The following is a 19,909-nucleotide window of genomic DNA, read 5'->3' on the forward strand; positions in this document are numbered from 1 at the left end:
TTTACCCTACGATCCGCTACTCCATTTTTAGCTTCATCCCATCTTCACGGTACTGAAAACCGGTCTTTTTGAACACGCACTAAAGGGGAGGGGAAGCAGATGGACAATGTGGCGAATAATAAGCAGGAAGCAACGCTTCAGTTCAGGTTCATGACACTCGCGGATATTCCCGATGTGATGGAGATTGAACATGAGGCCTTTACCCTGCCCTGGACGGAAGAAGCATTTCAAAATGAATTGACACACAATCATTTTGCTAAATATATGGTGATGGAATTAGAAGGAAAAGCCATCGGCTATGCAGGTATGTGGACAATCATGGATGAAGCCCATATTACCAATATTGCAGTCAGAGGCGCGTACCGTGGACGCAAGCTTGGCGAAAAGTTACTGGATGAATTAATGAGCACAGCGGCTTATCTCGGGATGGAACGAATGACGTTGGAGGTCAGAGTCTCGAACAGCATTGCTCAGCGTTTATATCAGAAAAAAGGGTTTGAATCGGCGGGTCTTCGTAAAGGGTATTACTCCGATAATGGGGAAGATGCGATGATTATGTGGGCGAACTTGCCGTCTGCAGGCCGGAGCGGCGAAGAGGAAGGAAGCGTACTGGATTCATGAACGAACTCAATGAAAAAATAAATTCTGCACCATCCTATATTTTGGCGGTGGAGACAAGCTGTGATGAAACATCGGTAGCAGTAGTCAAAGATGGACGGGAAGTGCTGTCCAATCTGATCTCAAGTCAGATCGAGACGCATAAGGCATTTGGTGGTGTTGTACCTGAAGTGGCTTCACGGAAACACGTTGAAGTCATTACGTTGATGCTGGAACAAGCGATCGAACAGTCCGGCATTCGTCCGCGTGATCTAAGTGCAATTGCCGTAACACAGGGGCCTGGGCTGGTCGGTGCACTCTTGGTAGGAATCGTTGCGGCCAAAACGATGGCGATGGCACTGGGCAAACCGCTCATTGGTACACATCATATTGCCGGGCATATCTATGCCAACCGACTTACTCATGAACTGCAATATCCAGCGATGGCACTGGTCGTATCTGGTGGACATACAGAACTTGTGCATATGGAATCCGAGGGCAAATTCAAACTAATTGGTCGTACACGTGATGATGCTGTAGGTGAGGCGTATGACAAAGTAGCACGTGCACTGGGTTGTCCTTATCCGGGTGGCCCGCATGTGGACCGGATGGCATCTGAAGCGGAGGATGTAGTGCCATTACCACGGGTATGGCTGGAAGCAGGTTCGTACGATTTCAGTCTCAGTGGTCTGAAGTCTGCTGTACTGAATGTGCTCAACCAGGCCAAAATGCGCGGAGAAACCTTGGAGCCTTCTGCGGTTGCACGTGGTTTCCAGGAAGCTGTTGTTGAAGTACTGGTGGAGAAAGCGGTTAGAGCAGTTCGTGAATATGGTTCACGTCAACTGTTATTATGCGGTGGTGTTGCAGCTAACCGGGGGTTACGCTCGGCATTACAGGAGCGATGCACGAAGGAAGGGCTTGAACTGTTAATCCCGCCAATGGAATATTGTACAGATAATGCGGCCATGATTGGAGCGGCTGCGTATCTGAAATGGCAGCGGGGAGAAATTGCTGAATTTGATGCGAAGGCAGATCCGGGACTTTCTCTGGAGGAATGGTCCGTTCAGTCCTTATAGAGGTTGTTCAAAAAGCCCGCTTTTGATTACGAATGATGCCTAGCGGCATCATCAGCATCGAATATGGGATTCAGCCGAAATGTCCGTTGCTCACGTAGTTTTGACTACGCTCCGCTACTCCATTTCTAGCTTCATCCCATCTTCTCGGTACTGAAAACCGATCTTTTTGAACACGCACTTATAGTTTATATAGGCAAGCAGTTTGAGATTAAGAGTTGACAGCAGGGATGTAAAGAATGTATATTTAGTTACAAATTTAAACAGGAATTCAGATTCCTGAACTGATAAACGCGATGAACAGGAATAGTAAGGTCATTCCCGGTCTTAGAGAGCTGCGGTATGGTGCAACGCAGTCGAAGGAAACCTGAAACTCACCTGGAAGCGGAACGATGGAACACGGTGACTCCCTGGGAGAATCCGAAGGCCGATCAATGGCCCAAAGTACATGGTTACGGGTTGCCTCCGTGAATGGGCCGTTGTCGGTAGGACGTTATTACAAGGATCAACTGACGATAACTGAGGGGGCTTTCAGGCTGCTTTAAGTGATCCGGATATGCGAAAGCATTCAGGGGTTGTCTTGAATGAACAGGAAGGAAGTCAACAAGAGTGGTACCGCGAAGGTGAACAGCCTGTCGTCTCTTGCATTATTGCATGAGGTGGCAGGTTTTTTTGATTTTCAAAATAAGGCTGAATGAAGTTAGGTCATATTATAAATGTGATGAACGGGAGCAGTAGAATGATAAAGCGCTCAGAGAGCTGCGGGGTGGTGCGACGCAGTGGCTGGAATCATTCGAATCTCGCCCGGGAACGGAGCTGTGGAAGCGTGGGGACGATATCAATCGCCCAGTTGTCCTGATGGACAACAACATGTGTTACACAGCAACGGTTAACCCCCGTTATAGGGTGTTTCTCCGAATTCCAGTGGTGTCGTGCGTGTACGTACATCCAGCGAATCGGAGACGACGAGGTGGATGGAGTCCGGCGCAAGCCTGGCCCATCAAGCGAGAGTGGTACCGCGGAGGGGATAATAACCCGCCGTCTCTTATATGAGATGGCGGGTTATTTGTGTTTGCTGCCGGCAGCAGGGTGGGCATGGGAAGAACCATATGGAGATTGAAAAATCAGAAGGTCAGGGTGTAAGTCGACGTACACTCTGTCATGAAGGTAAGCAGGATATACAACGAACGAGTAGTGAACATTGAACAACAAGTACAGGCACTAAACATTCAACAGGTATTAGTGATCACCAAGGACTAAGCTACAAACAACATACACGTTTACAAACAAAATATATAACAACAGGGACGGCGATCAACGGGTGTGCTGTGTTAGTTGATACGTCACGAAACGATTATAAAAATTTGATGGAGGTTGATGGGTATGACAACAACTAATAACAAACGCATGATTGAGATTTTTGATACAACACTGCGTGATGGAGAACAGGCACCGGGAGCAAGTCTGCAGCCCGAGCAAAAGATTGAACTGGCACACCAACTGGCTTCTCTGGGTATCGACGTCATTGAGCCTGGATTCCCGATCTCCAGTCCAGGTGAGTTCGCGGCGGTTCAGGCGATTTCGAGACAGTTGCAGAACGTGGAGATCTGTGGATTCGCGCGTGCGGTCAAAGGTGATATCGATGCAGCAGTTCAAGCAACAGCGGATGCAGCACGTCGCCGAATTCACCTGTTTATCTCTTCTTCGGATATTCATATTGAGCATCAACTGCGCCGTCCGCGCAGTGAAGTGGTGGCTACCGCTCGTGAGATGGTATCTTATGCCCGCCAGTTCACGGACATCGTAGAGTTCACAGCGATGGACGCTGCTCGTACCAAGATGGATGATCTGATTGAAATGGTTGAAGTTGCCATTGAAGCAGGGGCCAGCATTATCAATCTGCCGGATACGGTCGGTTATGCCCTGCCACATGAGTATGGTGAGATGTTCCGCCGGGTGCGTGAGGGTGCAAGAGGCGGCGATCAGGTTCGCTATAGTGCCCACTGTCATAATGATCTGGGCCTGGCCGTAGCCAATAGTTTGGCTGCGATTGCCAATGGAGCTACCCAGATTGAAGTGACCATCAATGGTATCGGAGAACGGACGGGGAACTGTGCACTGGAAGAGCTGATTATGGCGTTGGAGACTCGGGGAGACGCAATTGGTGCAACGACGAACATTAAGCTGAATCAGCTGTATGAGACTTCACGTCAGATTAGCCGTGCTATGCACTTCCCGATTGCGTACAACAAGCCAGTGGTGGGACGTAATGCATTCCAGCATGAATCCGGTATCCATCAGGATGGTCTGCTGAAGAATCGGAGCACCTATGAAATTATGGACCCGGAAGCGCTGGGTATCCCACGCAGCATGATTATTCTGGGCAAACACTCCGGTCGTCACGCCCTGAAGGATCGGGTTCGCAAATACGGTTTTGAGCCGGATGAGCAACAGATGGAGCAATTGTATGAGGTGTTCAAAGAAACCGCAGACCAGCAAAAAGTGGTCAGTGACGACCAGTTATTACAGATGGTTAGCCAGACCATGAATATTCCTGCACAGGACTATGAACTGGTTGAATTGCAGGTGACGGCGGGCAGTATGACGGATCGAATGGCCGCCGTTCGCATTCGCACAAGCGCTGGAGAACAATCTTACTCCGCTGTTGGCGGTGGACCCGTGGATGCAACCATCCGTGCGATTGGTCAGAGCATTTCCGATGATATTGCATTTGTAGATATGGAGATGCATGCCTTGAGTGGTGGAGAGGGTGCAAGTGCAGAAGCTGTAGTTACCGTGGAGCGTGCAGGACGTGAGTTCCGGGGAACAGCAACACATAATGATATCGTCATGGCTGCCGGTTTGGCTTATGTAGCGGCTTGTAATGCTGCTGGGCTGAAGGCCGAGTCTTCCGAACATCATGAACAAGAAGCACATGCGTAAAACATCTTTTGCCAGATCGCATCTACAGCGGCAATAGTAGCAATTGCAATTCGTTGTAAATATGCATGGCATATAGTAAATAAATGACGGGCAGGCCTTGAACGACAAAGGTCTGCTTTTGTCTTATTATGGAGGTACATTGAGGAGTGGAATGATGCATTTGTCAAGGTGTTATTATAGTTATCCACATATCCAGTGTAATTTGTGGGTAACTATCCCAAAGCCAAACCAGCATAGTTTTCGAAACGAAAATGGTTTAGGGGATAGAATGACTCCTTACTATCCACAAAGTTGTGGATAAAGTGGATAACTTGGTGGATAAATATGGTTTTTGTGTGCAAAAGGCTATTCTACCGCTGTATAATTAAGCTTATTAATGTGCTTGCTATCTTGCTTTCTTGTGGATAAGTCTGAGGAACAGGGGGATAAAAATATTTTTCTTCATTCGAGTAAATTTGACAAAAGCCAAAACAGCTCTCCCAACCTCCGTATGTTAGAGTTCAATCTCAAGGAACATAAAGAAGATAGGGTGCATAGCTTCAATACGCATCCTCAACAAACAAAAAGCTGATCCCAATAAGGAATCAGCCGGTGGTACTACTATAATTGTATGACGCGATCAAGCCATGGTCTGAGTCTGTACTATTCGTACTATTCCATAGCTAGTTCTTCCCAGTCCTCGTAGGCTTTGGTGAGTTCTGCTTTGTGTTCCTCCGATTGTTGCTGGAGTTCTTGCAGCTTCATATAATCCTGATAGATTTCAGGCAGAGCCATCTGTGCCTCAAGTTCGGTGATCTTCGTTTCCAACTCCGCAATCTGTTGTTCCAGAGCTTCCTGCTTGCGTTGTCGGTTGCGCTCTTCACGCTTCGCCTGTTTTTCCGCTTCGAATGAAGCCGCTCCGGATTTTTCGGTTGTGGCTGTGTTCAGATCGGATTTGGACGAGTTCTTGGACGAAGCCTGACGTGCCTCAGCAGCTTCACGTGCGATGTCCTCAAGCTCCTGTTTTTTCTCCACATAATCATCGTAATTACCGAGATATTGCTCTGTGCCGCCTGGATGAAGTTCAACAATGCGTTCAGCCATTTTGTTGAGGAAGTACCGGTCATGGGAGATGAACAGCAGGGTGCCTTCATAATCCATTAATGCCGCTTCCAGCACTTCTTTGGCAAACAGGTCGAGATGGTTCGTAGGCTCATCCAGAATGAGCATGTTGGCTTCCTTCAGCATCAACTTGGAGAGAGAGACACGTGCCTTCTCACCGCCGCTGAGGGAGGAAATTTTCTTGAGCACATCGTCACCGCTGAACAAAAAGTTCCCCAGTACGGTCCGAATGCGTGCTTCTTCCATCCCGGGATAGGCACTCCACAGTTCTTCCAGAACCGTGTTGGATGGATTGAGCCCAGTCTGTTCCTGATCATAATAGCCAATCTGCACTTTTGTTCCCCATTGGATCTCCCCGCTTACCGGACGTAAACTTCCCGTAAGACACTTCAGCATGGTGGATTTACCAATACCGTTTGGTCCAATCAGAGCAACCGTTTCCCCACGCCGCAGATCGAAGGATACATTGCGGAATAATGGAGAAGCCTCGTCATAAGCGACAGACAGCTGATCCACTCGAAGCACTTCCTTGCCTGACATAACGGCGGTTTCGAAGGAAAAATGGGCTTTTTTCAAATCTCCCATTGGTTTATCAAGACGCTCCATTTTGTCGAGGGCTTTGCGCCGGCTTTGCGCCCGTTTGGTCGTCGAAGCACGTACAATGTTTTTCTGGACAAAATCTTCCATCTTGGAGATTTCGCCTTGCTGTTTCTCATATTGCTTCATCTGAGTTTCATATTCGGCAGCTTTGAGCTCCATATAACGGCTGTAATTTCCCGTATATTTTTTGGAGCGGTGACGTTCGATCTCAACGATGGTTGTTACGAGTCGATCAAGGAAGTACCGGTCATGGGATACCACGAGCAGTGCGCCTGAATAACCTCTCAGATAATCTTCCAACCAAGTAAGGGTGGCGATATCGAGATAGTTGGTAGGTTCGTCCAGCATGAGCAGATCGGGTGCCTGAAGCAAAATACGAGCAAGGGCAAGGCGTGTCTTCTGCCCGCCGCTCAGAGTAGCAATGGGGGTGTCTGGCGAAAATTCGCCGAATCCCATTCCGTGCAGTACGCTGCGAATGCGGGTTTCCATCTCATAACCGCCATGGTCCTTGAACCAGTCGGAGCGTTTCGCATAACGTTCCAGTAGGTCAGCATACTTTTTCTCGTCTTCCATCTGGGCAGGGTCGGCAATATCGCGTTCCATCTGACGCAAATCAGCTTCAGCCTGTGTCAGGTGAGCGAAGACGTTCATCATTTCTTCCCAGATGTTACGGTCGGATTGTAGCCCGCTGTTCTGAGCCAGGTAACCGAGCGTCGTTTCTTTGGACTTGAAAATCTGTCCTCCGTCATAGGACATTTCACCGGCTACAATTTTGAGCAAAGTGGATTTCCCTGCACCGTTTACACCAACGAGGCCGATGCGCTCGCGTTCTAATATTTGTAAGTTCACGCCGTCCAGGATTGGATCGACACCAAAACGTTTGATAATTCCGGATACTTGCAGCAGCATAAAATTAAGTTCCTCCATAGGTCCAGTTCTTGATATGACAACTATATCCCAGTTTACATGAAATACAGAGCAATTGCACCGATTGGGAACGCATGGGGCATGTAGTCTTTTTGATCAATCAATGATAAACTGAAAGAAGGCATGTTATTACATGAGGATTTTGCAGAAAATGAATCATTTTAACCATTTCAACAAGATGACAACTGGTCATAACATATAAATTGTTTTTAATGAGAGCTTTTTTCTACCTTCCCTATCAACAGGAGGTTATTCAAGGATATGCAGGATCATGCGGAACTGAAAAGTCAGCTTCGATCCAGACTGAGACAGAGCCGTGATCTGATGGATGCAAACATGCGTCAGCAGGCAATGACTAAGATTAACGCTGGAGTGAAGCGGGAGCTGGAGCGCCTTAGACAGGCCAAGAGCAAGGTTGTGAACAAACCACTCGTTATATTCAGTTATTTGTCCTATGGAAGCGAAGCGTCCACAGCTTTTCTGTTTCAAGAGGGCTGGAATCATGGAGATGTGATGTTTGCACCAAAAGTGTTGGCGAATCCACCTCGAATGGAGCTACGGCGAGTGACTGGAGAACAAGATCTGGAGCCAGGCATATGGGGGATACCGGAACCCAAGGATTCCTGTGAAGTCCTGACGCCTGATGATTGGCCGGATATCGATCTCATATTGGTACCGGGGCTTGGTTATGATCTCCATGGTGGGCGTATTGGTTATGGTGGCGGTTATTATGATCGTTTTGCCGAGACGCTTGCAGCAACATGTGTGATGACGGGCAAGAAACCGTTGATGGCTGCGATGGTGTTGCCGGGTCAGCTACAGGAGGAGATCCCGATGGACCTGCTCGATCTGCGGATTGATCTGTTGATAACAACCGAAGGTATATTACATATCGAATAAAGGGTTGTGATGTGATTGAGTTCAGAAGTGAACAACGGCCAGGCTTCCGGTGGTAAACTGACCCATTTTAATGAACAGGGGCGGGCCCGGATGGTTGATATCTCAGGTAAGGAAATTACCGTACGTACGGCTGTGGCTGTAACCAAAGTGACGATGAATCCAGATACACTGGAAGCGATTCGGGAGGGCCGAATTGGCAAAGGTGATGTTCTGGCTGTGGCTCAGATTGCCGGGATTCAAGGCGCGAAGAAAACGTCGGACTGGATTCCGATGTGCCATCCGCTGGCACTGACGGGTGTGGATATTCGTTTTCATGATAACGGAGTGGATGAATTACACATTGAAGTTACTGTCAAAACCGAAGGCAAAACGGGTGTTGAGATGGAGGCGCTCACGGCTGCCTCAGCTGCAGCACTGACGGTCTATGACATGTGCAAGGCCATGCAAAAAGATATGATTATCGGTCCAACCATGTTGAATTCCAAGAGTGGTGGCAAAAACGGTGATTACAGCCGATAGGCAATATTTATTTTCATAGAGGAGAAGGGTGATCTTTATGGTGTGGAGAACAGCAATCCTGACAGCCAGTGACAAAGGAGCCCGCGGGGAACGTGAGGATACGAGTGCACAAGTCATTCGGGAGCTGGTGGAAGAAGAGCTGGGTGGTCAAATCGTGGAGTACCGTATCGTTCCGGATGAACCCGATGAGATTATTGCGGCTTTGATTGAGATGACGGATTATTTTCACGCCGATCTGGTGCTGACTACCGGTGGCACGGAGCTGGCCATTCGTGATATTACTCCGGAAGCGACCCGGCGCGTAATTGAGCGGGAAGTTCCCGGGATGGCAGAGGCCATGCGGTACAGTGTAATGAGCAAAAACCGTTCTGCAATGCTGTTCCGTGGGGTATGTGGCATTCGTGGACGCACGCTGATTGTTAATCTGCCAGGTACACCAAAGGGTGTGCATGAACATCTGGCTGCCATTATGGATCAGCTTCCGGAAGCGCTGCTGATGGTTACGGGTCAGTTCAAGCAATAATCGAGCATGGACTCTGGGGCAAGATATCCGATTAGCCATGACCGTTGTTAGATTGTTCTAGTGACATCTCTTATTTGTGAATTTTGCGGGTTATGTAAGTGGTTACATCTATGGTATGATGGGCTTAAATTAAGAACGCAGCAGAGACATCTATGAACATCTGGCCGAGTATGCGCATCTTCGAAGCTTGAGACGAGGAGGAATATCAATGTTTAGTTCCATTGGACCAACGGGTTTTATTTTGCTGGCCGTGATTGCATTGTTGTTGTTTGGACCCAACAAACTTCCGGAACTGGGACGTGCAGTTGGGCGTACCTTCCGTGAATTCAAAGAGGGCGCTCGCGAGATTATCTCTGAGGATGACTCATCCAATCGCAAAGAGCAGGAGAAAGCGAAACCGCTGGCGGCTGAGAGCACACCTGCAGACAAGCCTGCTGATAAACGCCTGCCGGAATAATCTTGACGGCAATGAAAGAGAAATCCCTTCCGGCAGGAAGGGTTTTGTATTTTAAGCTGGCAATAATGGGGGGCAGGCATGACGCAGCAAATGGAAGAAATGTCGATTACGGAACATCTGAGCGAGCTGCGGAAGCGGCTGATTTATGTACTAAGCATTTTTGTGCTGGGACTGATTGCAGGATTTTTTGTGGCGGACCCGGTATACCAATATCTGACCAAGTCAGAGTCGGCAAAAGGTTTTGTGCTACATGCCTTCTCGTTCTGGGACGGGATTGGCATCTATATGAAGATTGCAGGGTTGTTCTCACTTATTATTACACTGCCGTTTACGGTGTATCAGATCTGGAAGTTTGTTAGTCCAGGGCTAAAGCCGCGCGAACGAAAAGCAACGCTGAAGTATGTGCCCTATGTGTTTCTGTTATTTCTGACAGGTATGGCTTTCTCGTATTATGTTATTTTTCCGATGGCACTTGCCTTCACAACAGCGATTACGGAGAAGATGGGGCTTGTGGAGACCTACGGGATGAAACAGTATTTCAGCTTCCTGTTTGGCATTGTGTTGCCTGTGTCCCTGTTATTTGAACTTCCTTTACTTATTATGTTTCTGACAGGACTGCGGATTCTGAATCCAATTCGTCTTCGCAAGATGCGCAGAGTCTCTTATTTTGTTCTGATCTTCATTGCAGTGGTCATTACACCTCCAGACTTTATTTCCGATCTGCTGGTGATGATTCCTTTGCTCCTGTTATATGAGATCAGTGTGTTATTATCCGCAATCGTATATCGCAAGCAGCTTGCAGCCGATGAAGAGATCGAATCCCGCTACGTTCGTGCCGAGGATAAGAAACATGCGGGCTGAATGAGGATAAGCTGTGATGTGCCCGGAAAAGACGGTATGTTCTTATCCGGGCTATTTCTGTAGACTGCCGACCAACACGACAGGACAAGCAGGCATATTATGTTCAACAATGGATACAATGGGGAAGGGACTGTCTGTTAACGTTGCAGAAGGGTTAAACAATTTCGTAGAATAAGATTAGTGAATTGCAACATAGAACCAGGCACAGCGGGTGTAATTTGGCTATGTTTGTGTAAATTCAACGTAAATTCTCGCAGGAATTCGTCAAAAGGACTTGAAATCATGCTTCAAGTTGAGTATCATAAAGTTGGTTGTTAGCACTGAACACTGTCGAGTGCTAATACATATGGCTACAACCTACAATGTAACGTTATATAATTTCAAAAGGAGGCTATTTTTCATGATCAGACCTTTAGGTGAACGCGTATTGGTAGAACCACTGGAGCAAGAACAAACAACTTCTTTCGGGATCGTACTCCCGGACTCCGCCAAAGAAAAACCGCAAGAGGGTAGAATCATTGCAGTTGGTGCTGGAGTATTGAAAGACGGCGTACGTGTAGCTCTGGAAGTGAAAGAAGGAGATCGCGTTATTTTCTCCAAATATGCCGGTACAGAAATCAAATTCGAAGGTAAAGAATATTTGATTATGAAAGAGAGCGATATTCACGCGATTCTCGACTAATTCAAATTTAATCGGATAACCGAACCATATAGCACTACCATTTTCCAACAAAAACTAGGGAGGTTTTCTTAACATGGCTAAAGACATTAAATTCAGTGAAGACGCTCGTCGCTCCATGCTTCGTGGTGTGGACGCATTGGCTAATGCAGTAAAAGTAACACTCGGTCCTAAAGGCCGTAACGTGGTTCTGGAGAAAAAATTCGGAAGCCCGCTCATCACAAACGATGGTGTAACCATTGCTAAAGAAATCGAACTGGAAGATGCATTCGAGAACATGGGTGCACAACTGGTTAAAGAAGTAGCGACAAAAACCAACGATGTTGCCGGTGACGGTACTACAACAGCAACTGTATTGGCGCAAGCGCTGATCACAGAAGGTCTGAAAAACGTAACTGCAGGCGCTAGCCCAATCGGTATCCGTAAAGGGATCGACAAAGCGGTTAAAGCTGCGGTTGCTGAATTGCAATCCATCTCCAAACCAATTGATTCCAAACAATCCATCGCACAAGTTGCAGCAATCTCTGCAGCTGACGAAGAAGTAGGCGAACTGATCGCTGAAGCTATGGAAAAAGTAGGTAAAGATGGCGTAATCACAGTAGAAGAATCCAAAGGATTCGCTACAGAGCTTGAAGTGGTTGAAGGTATGCAATTCGACCGTGGATACATCTCTCCTTACATGATCACTGATACGGACAAAATGGAAGCTGTTTTGGACAATCCGTACATCTTGATCACAGACAAAAAAATCTCCAGCACGCAAGATATCTTGCCATTGCTTGAGAAAATCGTTCAACAAGGCAAACCGCTGGTATTGATCGCTGAAGATATCGAAGGCGAAGCACTGGCTATGCTGGTTGTGAACAAATTGCGTGGTACATTCAATGCTGTAGCTGTTAAAGCTCCAGGATTCGGTGACCGTCGTAAAGCAATGCTGCAAGACATCGCTGCCCTCACTGGTGGCCAATTGATCACGGAAGAACTGGGTCTGGACCTGAAATCCGCTGTTGTGGAACAACTGGGTACAGCTCGTCAAATCCGCGTAACAAAAGAAAACACAATCATCGTTGACGGTGCTGGTAACAAATCCGATATCGATGCACGTGTTAGCCAAATCCGTACACAATTGGAAGAAACAACTTCCGAGTTCGACAAAGAGAAACTGCAAGAGCGTCTGGCTAAATTGTCCGGCGGTGTAGCAGTAATCAAAGTTGGTGCGGCTACTGAAACAGAATTGAAAGAACGCAAACTTCGCATCGAAGATGCCCTGAACGCAACTCGCGCAGCGGTTGAAGAAGGTATCGTATCCGGTGGTGGTACAGCGCTCATGAACGTATATAGCGCGGTTGCGGCTGTAGCTCTGTCCGGTGACGAGCAAACAGGCGTAAACATCGTCCTGCGTGCTCTGGAAGCACCAATCCGCACAATCGCAGCTAACGCTGGCGAAGAAGGTTCCGTAATCGTGGAACGTCTGAAAAAAGAACAAACAGGCATCGGCTTCAACGCTGCAACTGGCGAGTGGGTTAACATGATCGAAGCTGGTATCGTTGACCCTGCGAAAGTAACTCGTTATGCATTGCAAAACGCGGCTTCCGTAGCAGCAATGTTCTTGACTACTGAAGCAGTTATCGCTGACAAACCAGAACCAGCAGGTGCTGGTGGCGGAATGCCTGACATGGGCGGTATGGGTGGAATGGGCGGCATGATGTAATAAAGGTGTAAAAACCTTTAAAGCATCATGTGCCTGGCAGAGTGAATTCTCGTTACGATGTGACAAGAATTTGTGAAGCAGTCACTGATACAAACTATAAATAATACAAAAACCACTTCTTAATTAAGGAGTGGTTTTTGTGTTGTTGAGTATTCGGATAATCATAGTTAGTATCAAGAGATATGGAGGGCATATATCATGAAACATATTAGAAAAATGATAGTGGCAGGTTTAGTGTCTGCTGCTGTTATCATCTTAATCTATAATTTCACTTCTGATTCCGAACGAAAATTCGTAAAAGCAAATGAACCTAGAAATACTCCATCAACTACATTAACAGTAATTAATAATGAAGATTTCGCAGGTACTGCTAACACGCATCGGTTTGATATTCCGGCAGGATTTAGTTATGTGAAAGTAAGTTTCAAAAACATGGGTTCAAAACACTTCACGTTCACGATCAATGAAGGATCTACTAGTGGAACCGCGATAACGTCTGGCAGTGTTCCACCAGATGGAAAAGAGTATATATATTATAGTGACAAAGCATTGTCGACGGATTCGTATTATGTAAGTACCTCTTCTGCGCAAGGGATGTCGGGCATATTGGATATTTCTCTTGGAACTGATGTTAATTAAAGATTCGGTAATTCGCTCTAAATGTAGATTTGAAGCCCTGTGATTGAAACCTCGTTCCTATGGTTTCGTATGTACTGTGATACATAGAGAGCTTATCAGTAACGACTTGAGGAGGAAATGATTTGAGAAAGGGTACAAAGTGGACATTATGGATACTGGGGTTGATGATCGCTGCGATTTTTATCAACTTCTTTATTAATCTATATAGTTTCGCTTATGCGTTGATTACTGTGCTTATACTTGCCTTTATGGGGTGGGGTTTCTTAGCGAAATTAAAGAACGACGTTCGTCAGCATGAAGATTACCATAGAAGAGAGCATCAGTCTGCGAACGATGACATCGATAGATACACCAGGTAGAATTCAACCAACCTATCATACTTAGCACGTAGCATACATGAGAAGTTATAAGAAACTTGCACTGAAATGATTAAAAGGCTCCCGTGAGGGAGTCTTTTTAATGGCTGATTTTGTAAAAGGAAGTAGTGATGTTTTTCTATTGCTAAACAGACAGTTGTTAAGTAAAATAAACATATGAATAAGTGCTCATATATTAATATATAGACGATATTGGAGATGATACATATGTACGATGTATTGGTTATCGGAGCTGGACAAGCAGGCTTGGCAGCAGGTTACTATCTTCAGCAGTCGGGGTTAACCTTTTTAATCGTTGACGCTGCTTCATCTATCGGAGAATCTTGGCGTAAACGGTACGATTCCTTGCGTCTTTTCACCCCACGAATGTATGATGGCTTACCGGGAATGCCTCTTAGTGGAGATAAAAATAGCTTGCCAAGCAAAGATGAAATTGCAGATTATTTTGAAAGTTACGCTAAAAAAATGGATCTTCCAATAAAGTTAAACTGTTTAATCTCTCGTCTCACGAAGCAAGATGAGGTGTACTATGCTGAAACCAATGATGGAACGATTGAAGCGCGCAATATTATCGTTGCCACGGGGCCTTTCCAGACCAAAAATGTTCCTCATTTTGCGAAAGCATTATCCGAGCATGTGATTCAGCTTCACTCATCAGAATATAAAAATATCTCTCAATTGCTTCCTGGAACAACAGTAGTTGTAGGCGGAGGGAATTCAGGTGCCCAAATCGCCGTAGAGTTGACATCAGATGAACAACAAACCGTATACATATCCATAGCTCGAAATATTACCTTTAGGCCTTTGCATATTATGAGACGAAGTATATTCTGGTATTTTGAAAAGCTCGGAATATTACGTGCAAGTGCAGATCGTATGGTTGGAAAATGGTTGAGAAATCAGCCTGAGTACGTATATGGCTATGAGTTAAAAGAATTGATGACCCAGGGAAAAGTTAACCTGCGCCCACGTGCCATTAATGCAATAGATGACCGCATCCTATATGAGGAGGGTAGTGAGACACAAATAGACAATATTATCTGGGCGACTGGGTTTAAGCGAAATGATAGTTGGATCGATATCAATACTGCTTTTGATGCCCAAGGTGTAATTATATACGAGAGAGGCGTATCACCGGTTGCTGGATTGTACTTTGTAGGGCTACCTTGGCAAACATCACGGGGTTCAGCACTGTTGGGATGGGTTAAATACGATGCTCAGAAAATCGTTAATCATATCATTCAAAGGTAAGACACATTAAACTATATAAATTGAGCTAATCATTTACACGATAACGGAGAGGACAGAAAAAACCTGAAAAAGCAAAGCGTTCGCCTTTATCCCCGGATTTTCCCCTTCGGAAAAGGAATCAAAAAAATCTGGGGATAACAGCGATTGGAAGGTTATTCTGTCATCGTAGTGTCTGTGTAAATAACTTTAGTTCAACTTATATAGATTAGATATCAGGAATGATTAGCAAATATCATAACTCACATTTTTGGGTATATTCCTAAAAGGAGGGATATTATGAAATTATTTAAACTGCCAATGATTCTTTGTGTTATAGTGCTTGTATCTATTGTCTCAGCTTGTGGTGCGGATGATAGACTACACGGAAAGAGCGATAACTGGGATGTTTCTCTACAGAGATCAACAGGGAGCTATAGTATTACTTATATAGGTGATGAAAAGCGTATAAAGGATTTTGTGTTTGACCTTACCGGCAATAATATAGAACAACAGGGGAAAGCGCTTGAAGAACAAGGGGTACCATTCAGTATGTCGGGAACGGCTACTGAGGCGGAGAAAACGAAAGACCCAATTACTTTTAAAATGAGTTGGAACAATCAAAGCGAGATTGTAACTTTTGAGTAACTCTCGCATGCGGGAGGTGTTCATCATTGGTTTGGTCACAATTACTGAATCATTTCAATAGTACATTTTACACGATAGGCCGTTCCTTCATGGAGCGGCCTTTTTGCACAATCGCATCTTATCTCGCAACAGTTATTTCAAAAGTAGAGTGCTCAGAATCCTGTACGCTGAAGCGATATTCTAATCCGTTGCGAATAGTCGCTCCATCAAAATCAGACTGATTCACATCACGATCCAATAGACCGATATCCTGGATGACATCTTGTGCATCGTTAAACGTGTACTCACTATTGGTTGTGAGAATGAGTGTGGCGATAGCAGTCAAAAAAATTCCACCTGTTGGTTTACGCGTATCACCAGTTCCGTACAACCTGACTTCCTGTATGCTCTCATCTGCATTCACTGCACCAACCAAGCGTAATTCGTCATTGAATACATACTCGAAAGTGCCAGTGCCCTGCTCGGAAGAGTCTTGTATATTCAAGCGGGTAATACTCAACCCATTCAGTCGGTATTTGCCTACGGCGCCATTAAACTTGTTTTTAAATTCATCTGTAGTCATGTGGAGGCCAGAAAGTTCAATCTGGGATGAAGGGGTCTGATCTACTTCAGACTGAGTAGAGTTCGAAGATAAAGTCAGCATCCCATACAAACCTATTGAAGCAATCGCAAAACAGGCCGTTGTTAGAAAGATATATCTGATTGGCAACCTATTGCCTTTGCGAATAGATAAGATCATCCCAACAACAAATCCCAAGAAAGCGATCAAGCCAAGAATGAAGAGAGTGGTAAACAGATATTGCAAAGTCTCACCTCGTAATAGAGTAATAGCTGGTACAAATCTTTCTTGCACCTCATTCATTATAATGTTCCGATGACAAAGTTCAAACTCCCACTATTCACTGCCCCAACAAAAAAAGCACTGCCGGCATGCTGCCAGCAGTGCTTGCTTGATGTTATACAGGTCTTACCGTAAAGGTGAAGTGATACGCGCGGTTGGCTGGCAAGGTGTATTCGACATGGGTACGTGCGCCCCAGCTGTCATCTCCGCCAACACCCATTTGTTTGTAATTGATGCGGGCGACAGTCTGTGTGCTCTGAGGTAATTTGTACACATGGTCGTTTGCTTCCAGTTCCTCCGGTGTCCACGGCAACGCATTGATTTCAAATGGTATGGTGGCTTCAACATGAAGGCCAAGCTGACCATCCGCTGATGTAACTTCAGCAAAACGTACATCCGTTTTGTTACCACACTCTTGTGGTTTCAGATATGGAACAAATTGATCTCGAACCGCACCTGTGTAATAACCGAGACGTGCACTGGTTAGACGGTCTGCATAATTGTCATGCGGGCCTCTGCCGTACCAAGAGATTGTATCCAAGCGGTTATTCAGTTGTAGCAGCATACCAAATTCCGGTAGATCAGGTAAGCCTACGCCTGGAATAAGGGTTTGACTGATTTCCAATACACCATCCGCATCAATTCGGTATGTGATGGACAGCGTACATCCCGGATGTTGATCCCACGTATAATCGGTCGTTACAAGAATACCTTGTTCGTCTGCATGGTGCTCGAAGCGAATTAATCTGCTGGTAGCGTGAGCATCTCTCCAGAAGGCAGAACGCTCATTCAGGCGGTTCCCCATATCATTGTCTGTCATGGCTCTCCAGTAATTCGGCCGGACAGGTGCAAGCAATTGCTCCTGATTGTTAATCTGATAGGATGTTAACGCGCCAGTGGCTGGATTGAAGCTCAACGTGACTTGGCCTGTAGTCACTTTCAATTCATCTTGCAGATCCTGTACCTGCGGTGTATTGCCTTGCCCTTGGTGTACCTGTTGGATTGGACGCAATCGCGGAGATACCACGAACTGATCCCAGGCAATCTCATGACCTACTCCTGCCCATTTGGTTGCGATTTTTGTAACCAGAGATACAGTCAGCACCGCTTCCTGGAACAGATCGGAAGATGGCGTATAAGGGATTCGGACTTCAACCGATTCGCCAGGAGGTACCGCGATATCCAACGTACCGTTCTCTACAGATTTGCCATCGTGAGTTACTGTCCATACGAGCGAATATTCGCTCAGATCCGTGAACAGGAACTGGTTTTTGATGCGCAGCAGGCCGTCTTTGACATCAACGGTTTCCATACGAACGTTCTGATAACATTTCTTCACTTCTTCCAGCTTCGGTGTAACCGTCTTATCCGCCAGAATCAATCCGTTCCCGCAGAAATTGCCATCATGAGGAGATTCACCGAAATCGCCACCATAAGCAAAATATTCTACACCGTCTGCCGTAGTGGTACGAATGGACTGATCAACCCAGTCCCAGATGAATGCACCCTGCAACACATCATATTTATCGAACAAATCCCAATACAGATGCAGACCTCCACAAGAATTACCCATGGCATGGCTGTATTCACAGATGATGTAAGGCTTCTTAGGTCCCTTCATGCGCGCGTATTGCTCCACATCTTGTGGGCTGATATACATCGTTGATTCAATATCGCTTGCTGAATCGGAAGGGCGATAATGGAAGGTCCCTTCATAATGAACGAGACGGGTTGGATCGACTTGTTTCAGATAATCGTACATGGCGATGAAGTTATCGCCGCCGAAGGACTCATTACCCAGAGACCATATAATCACGGACGCATGGTTTTTGTCCCGCTGGAACATCGAGTTACAGCGATCTATTACGTTATTACGCCATTCCGGCTTGCTCGCGGGAATATTGTTCTCGTTCATTTCCTTTTGCCCATATTCCCAGGTGCCGTGAGTTTCCAGATTCGTTTCGTCAATGACATAAAGGCCATATTCATCACACAGTTCGTACCAGAGAGACTGATTTGGATAATGGGATGTGCGCACGGCGTTAACGTTATAGGACTTCATCAACTCGATGTCACGGATCATGTCTTCCCGTCCAATGGCTCGACCCTTATCCGGGGAAAATTCATGACGATTGACGCCTTTAAACACAATGCGTTTGCCATTGATTTGCATCAGGCCGTCCTTCAGTTCAAACTTGCGGAATCCGATCCGGCTACGGACTGCTTCCAGTGTTTCGCCTGATTCGTCCTGAATGGACAGCACAAGTGTATACAGGTTAGGGGACTCAGCGCTCCATAGTAGCGGCTTCATAACCTCTGCTGACAACTGTAATGAAAGTTCATCCTCGCCCTGGAAAGTAACGGCCGCAGTAAGTGGTTGCTTCAGCACTGTCTGCTGTTGTGCATCATAGAGCTGCGCCTGAACGGACAATCCGGCAGGGGTCTGCGCGTCATTATGATTAAATAATTTCAAATCCAGCAGTAGCTCCGCATCCTGATACGCGTCATCCAGTTCAGTACGAACAAAGAAATCGGCGATCTGAACCGGTGAAGGTGAATGCAGGTATACACCACGGAAGATGCCGCTTAACCGCCAGAAATCCTGATTCTCCAGCCAGCTCGCATCACACCAGCGATATACCTCCACAGCGAGCTTGTTCTCACCTTCCGTTAGATACGAAGTGATATCAAATTCTGCGGGCGTGAACGTATCTTCGCTATAACCGACCAGCTCCCCGTTCACCCATACATAAAAGGCAGATTCAACGCCCTCAAAATGAAGCAGGACAGGCCGGTCTTTCCAGTCTGCAGGAACAGTAAACGTGCGGATGTACGAACCCACCGGATTATAAGTTGTTGGTGCAAATGGTGGCTTCAATTCAGGCTCACGCTCGACCCACGGATACGTCATATTTGTATAGTGGGGATAATCGTAACCTTGCAGCTGCCAGTTGGAAGGAACAGCGATCTCGTCCCAGTCACTGGCATCATAGTTGTTCTCATAAAAGGATGTAATCCGTTGCTCCGGTGTCTCCGCAAAGGCAAACTTCCACTGACCATTCAGTGATTCGTACCATGGCGATGCGCTGGAATCATTGGACAATGCTTCTGTTATAGATGGAAACGCTACCATAGAAGCATGTGCGGGTAGACGGTTTACTTGAAAAGTCTCGGGATTATTGTTCCATTCCGGGTATCCATTTGCCGGAGGGGTGTGTACCAGTTTCTTTCGCATAACAGCAACTCCTTCTGAAATGTTATAATATTGTCATTATAGAATTGAATT

17 protein-coding genes and 2 other annotated features are annotated in these 19,909 nt (G+C 46.2%); of the genes, 14 read left to right on the forward strand and 3 right to left on the reverse strand.

Annotation, left to right across the window (positions count from 1 at the left end):
• The first annotated feature begins 99 nt into the window (after positions 1 to 99).
• From rimI to EL84_RS13025, 3 genes are all read left to right on the forward strand, one after another.
• On the forward strand, positions 100 to 621 hold the full coding sequence (gene rimI / locus EL84_RS13015) for a ribosomal protein S18-alanine N-acetyltransferase (protein WP_036668955.1): 522 nt from the start codon (positions 100 to 102) through the stop codon (positions 619 to 621).
• Complete coding sequence (tsaD, locus tag EL84_RS13020) at positions 618 to 1,673, forward strand: tRNA (adenosine(37)-N6)-threonylcarbamoyltransferase complex transferase subunit TsaD (protein ID WP_036611272.1); 1,056 nt, start codon at positions 618 to 620, stop codon at positions 1,671 to 1,673. The genes rimI and tsaD overlap by 4 nt, the downstream gene beginning before the upstream one ends.
• Before the next feature lie 284 nt (positions 1,674 to 1,957).
• Positions 1,958 to 2,316, forward strand: a binding site (T-box leader).
• A 66-nt stretch (positions 2,317 to 2,382) separates the two neighbouring features.
• Positions 2,383 to 2,719: a binding site (T-box leader), on the forward strand.
• A gap of 334 nt (positions 2,720 to 3,053) precedes the next feature.
• Entirely contained in the window at positions 3,054 to 4,613 is a 1,560-nt protein-coding gene (locus EL84_RS13025) for a 2-isopropylmalate synthase (protein WP_036668956.1), read from the forward strand.
• Between the two features lie 651 nt (positions 4,614 to 5,264).
• Here the strand turns inward: EL84_RS13025 and EL84_RS13030 are convergent.
• On the reverse strand, positions 5,265 to 7,223 hold the full coding sequence (locus EL84_RS13030) for an ABC-F family ATP-binding cassette domain-containing protein (RefSeq protein ID WP_036668959.1): 1,959 nt from the start codon (positions 7,221 to 7,223) through the stop codon (positions 5,265 to 5,267).
• A gap of 279 nt (positions 7,224 to 7,502) precedes the next feature.
• Here EL84_RS13030 and EL84_RS13035 point away from each other — a divergent pair, with 279 nt between their 5' ends.
• The 11 genes from EL84_RS13035 (at position 7,503) to EL84_RS13085 (ending at position 15,782) form a co-directional block, all read left to right on the forward strand.
• Entirely contained in the window at positions 7,503 to 8,141 is a 639-nt protein-coding gene (locus EL84_RS13035) for a 5-formyltetrahydrofolate cyclo-ligase (RefSeq protein WP_047841987.1), read from the forward strand.
• A 15-nt stretch (positions 8,142 to 8,156) separates the two neighbouring features.
• On the forward strand, positions 8,157 to 8,660 hold the full coding sequence (gene moaC / locus EL84_RS13040; RefSeq protein WP_223869015.1) for a cyclic pyranopterin monophosphate synthase MoaC: 504 nt from the start codon (positions 8,157 to 8,159) through the stop codon (positions 8,658 to 8,660).
• 37 nt (positions 8,661 to 8,697) lie between these two features.
• The gene (locus EL84_RS13045) at positions 8,698 to 9,183 is read left to right on the forward strand and encodes a molybdenum cofactor biosynthesis protein B (RefSeq protein ID WP_017690080.1); all 486 of its coding nucleotides are present in this window, start codon (positions 8,698 to 8,700) and stop codon (positions 9,181 to 9,183) included.
• Positions 9,184 to 9,391: 208 nt separating this feature from the next.
• Complete coding sequence (gene tatA / locus EL84_RS13050) at positions 9,392 to 9,640, forward strand: twin-arginine translocase TatA/TatE family subunit (RefSeq protein ID WP_036668966.1); 249 nt, start codon at positions 9,392 to 9,394, stop codon at positions 9,638 to 9,640.
• Between the two features lie 78 nt (positions 9,641 to 9,718).
• The gene (tatC, locus tag EL84_RS13055) at positions 9,719 to 10,501 is read left to right on the forward strand and encodes a twin-arginine translocase subunit TatC (RefSeq protein ID WP_047841988.1); all 783 of its coding nucleotides are present in this window, start codon (positions 9,719 to 9,721) and stop codon (positions 10,499 to 10,501) included.
• Positions 10,502 to 10,901: 400 nt separating this feature from the next.
• Positions 10,902 to 11,183, forward strand: a complete 282-nt coding sequence (gene groES / locus EL84_RS13060; protein ID WP_017690077.1) for a co-chaperone GroES — start codon at positions 10,902 to 10,904, stop codon at positions 11,181 to 11,183.
• 73 nt (positions 11,184 to 11,256) lie between these two features.
• Positions 11,257 to 12,891: a chaperonin GroEL gene (gene groL, locus EL84_RS13065; protein ID WP_036611259.1), complete on the forward strand. Its 1,635-nt coding sequence runs from the start codon at positions 11,257 to 11,259 to the stop codon at positions 12,889 to 12,891.
• Positions 12,892 to 13,089: 198 nt separating this feature from the next.
• Positions 13,090 to 13,530, forward strand: a complete 441-nt coding sequence (locus EL84_RS30830) for a hypothetical protein (RefSeq protein WP_053061475.1) — start codon at positions 13,090 to 13,092, stop codon at positions 13,528 to 13,530.
• Between the two features lie 122 nt (positions 13,531 to 13,652).
• Complete coding sequence (locus EL84_RS13075) at positions 13,653 to 13,889, forward strand: hypothetical protein (RefSeq protein ID WP_047841989.1); 237 nt, start codon at positions 13,653 to 13,655, stop codon at positions 13,887 to 13,889.
• A 216-nt stretch (positions 13,890 to 14,105) separates the two neighbouring features.
• Entirely contained in the window at positions 14,106 to 15,158 is a 1,053-nt protein-coding gene (locus EL84_RS13080; protein ID WP_047841990.1) for a flavin-containing monooxygenase, read from the forward strand.
• Positions 15,159 to 15,434: 276 nt separating this feature from the next.
• Positions 15,435 to 15,782, forward strand: coding sequence for a hypothetical protein (locus tag EL84_RS13085; protein ID WP_047841991.1), 348 nt, complete (start codon positions 15,435 to 15,437; stop codon positions 15,780 to 15,782).
• A 118-nt stretch (positions 15,783 to 15,900) separates the two neighbouring features.
• Here EL84_RS13085 and EL84_RS13090 read toward each other — a convergent pair whose 3' ends face one another.
• Complete coding sequence (locus tag EL84_RS13090) at positions 15,901 to 16,587, reverse strand: hypothetical protein (RefSeq protein WP_161799425.1); 687 nt, start codon at positions 16,585 to 16,587, stop codon at positions 15,901 to 15,903.
• A 151-nt stretch (positions 16,588 to 16,738) separates the two neighbouring features.
• Positions 16,739 to 19,858, reverse strand: coding sequence for a glycoside hydrolase family 2 TIM barrel-domain containing protein (locus EL84_RS13095; protein ID WP_047841993.1), 3,120 nt, complete (start codon positions 19,856 to 19,858; stop codon positions 16,739 to 16,741).
• Positions 19,859 to 19,909 lie beyond the last annotated feature (51 nt).

Source organism: Paenibacillus sp. VT-400 (assembly GCF_001029205.1).
GTDB lineage: Bacteria > Bacillota > Bacilli > Paenibacillales > Paenibacillaceae > Paenibacillus > Paenibacillus amylolyticus.

What these genes read in the sequence shown, in the direction of transcription:
- rimI (WP_036668955.1), top strand. Translation starts at nt 100, where the DNA reads ATGGACAATGTGGCGAATAATAAGCAGGAAGCAACGCTTCAGTTCAGG.
- tsaD (WP_036611272.1), top strand. Translation starts at nt 618, where the DNA reads ATGAACGAACTCAATGAAAAAATAAATTCTGCACCATCCTATATTTTG.
- EL84_RS13025 (WP_036668956.1), top strand. Translation starts at nt 3,054, where the DNA reads ATGACAACAACTAATAACAAACGCATGATTGAGATTTTTGATACAACA.
- EL84_RS13030 (WP_036668959.1), bottom strand. Translation starts at nt 7,223, where the DNA reads ATGCTGCTGCAAGTATCCGGAATTATCAAACGTTTTGGTGTCGATCCA.
- EL84_RS13035 (WP_047841987.1), top strand. Translation starts at nt 7,503, where the DNA reads ATGCAGGATCATGCGGAACTGAAAAGTCAGCTTCGATCCAGACTGAGA.
- EL84_RS13045 (WP_017690080.1), top strand. Translation starts at nt 8,698, where the DNA reads ATGGTGTGGAGAACAGCAATCCTGACAGCCAGTGACAAAGGAGCCCGC.
- tatA (WP_036668966.1), top strand. Translation starts at nt 9,392, where the DNA reads ATGTTTAGTTCCATTGGACCAACGGGTTTTATTTTGCTGGCCGTGATT.
- tatC (WP_047841988.1), top strand. Translation starts at nt 9,719, where the DNA reads ATGACGCAGCAAATGGAAGAAATGTCGATTACGGAACATCTGAGCGAG.
- groES (WP_017690077.1), top strand. Translation starts at nt 10,902, where the DNA reads ATGATCAGACCTTTAGGTGAACGCGTATTGGTAGAACCACTGGAGCAA.
- groL (WP_036611259.1), top strand. Translation starts at nt 11,257, where the DNA reads ATGGCTAAAGACATTAAATTCAGTGAAGACGCTCGTCGCTCCATGCTT.
- EL84_RS30830 (WP_053061475.1), top strand. Translation starts at nt 13,090, where the DNA reads ATGAAACATATTAGAAAAATGATAGTGGCAGGTTTAGTGTCTGCTGCT.
- EL84_RS13080 (WP_047841990.1), top strand. Translation starts at nt 14,106, where the DNA reads ATGATACATATGTACGATGTATTGGTTATCGGAGCTGGACAAGCAGGC.
- EL84_RS13085 (WP_047841991.1), top strand. Translation starts at nt 15,435, where the DNA reads ATGAAATTATTTAAACTGCCAATGATTCTTTGTGTTATAGTGCTTGTA.
- EL84_RS13095 (WP_047841993.1), bottom strand. Translation starts at nt 19,858, where the DNA reads ATGCGAAAGAAACTGGTACACACCCCTCCGGCAAATGGATACCCGGAA.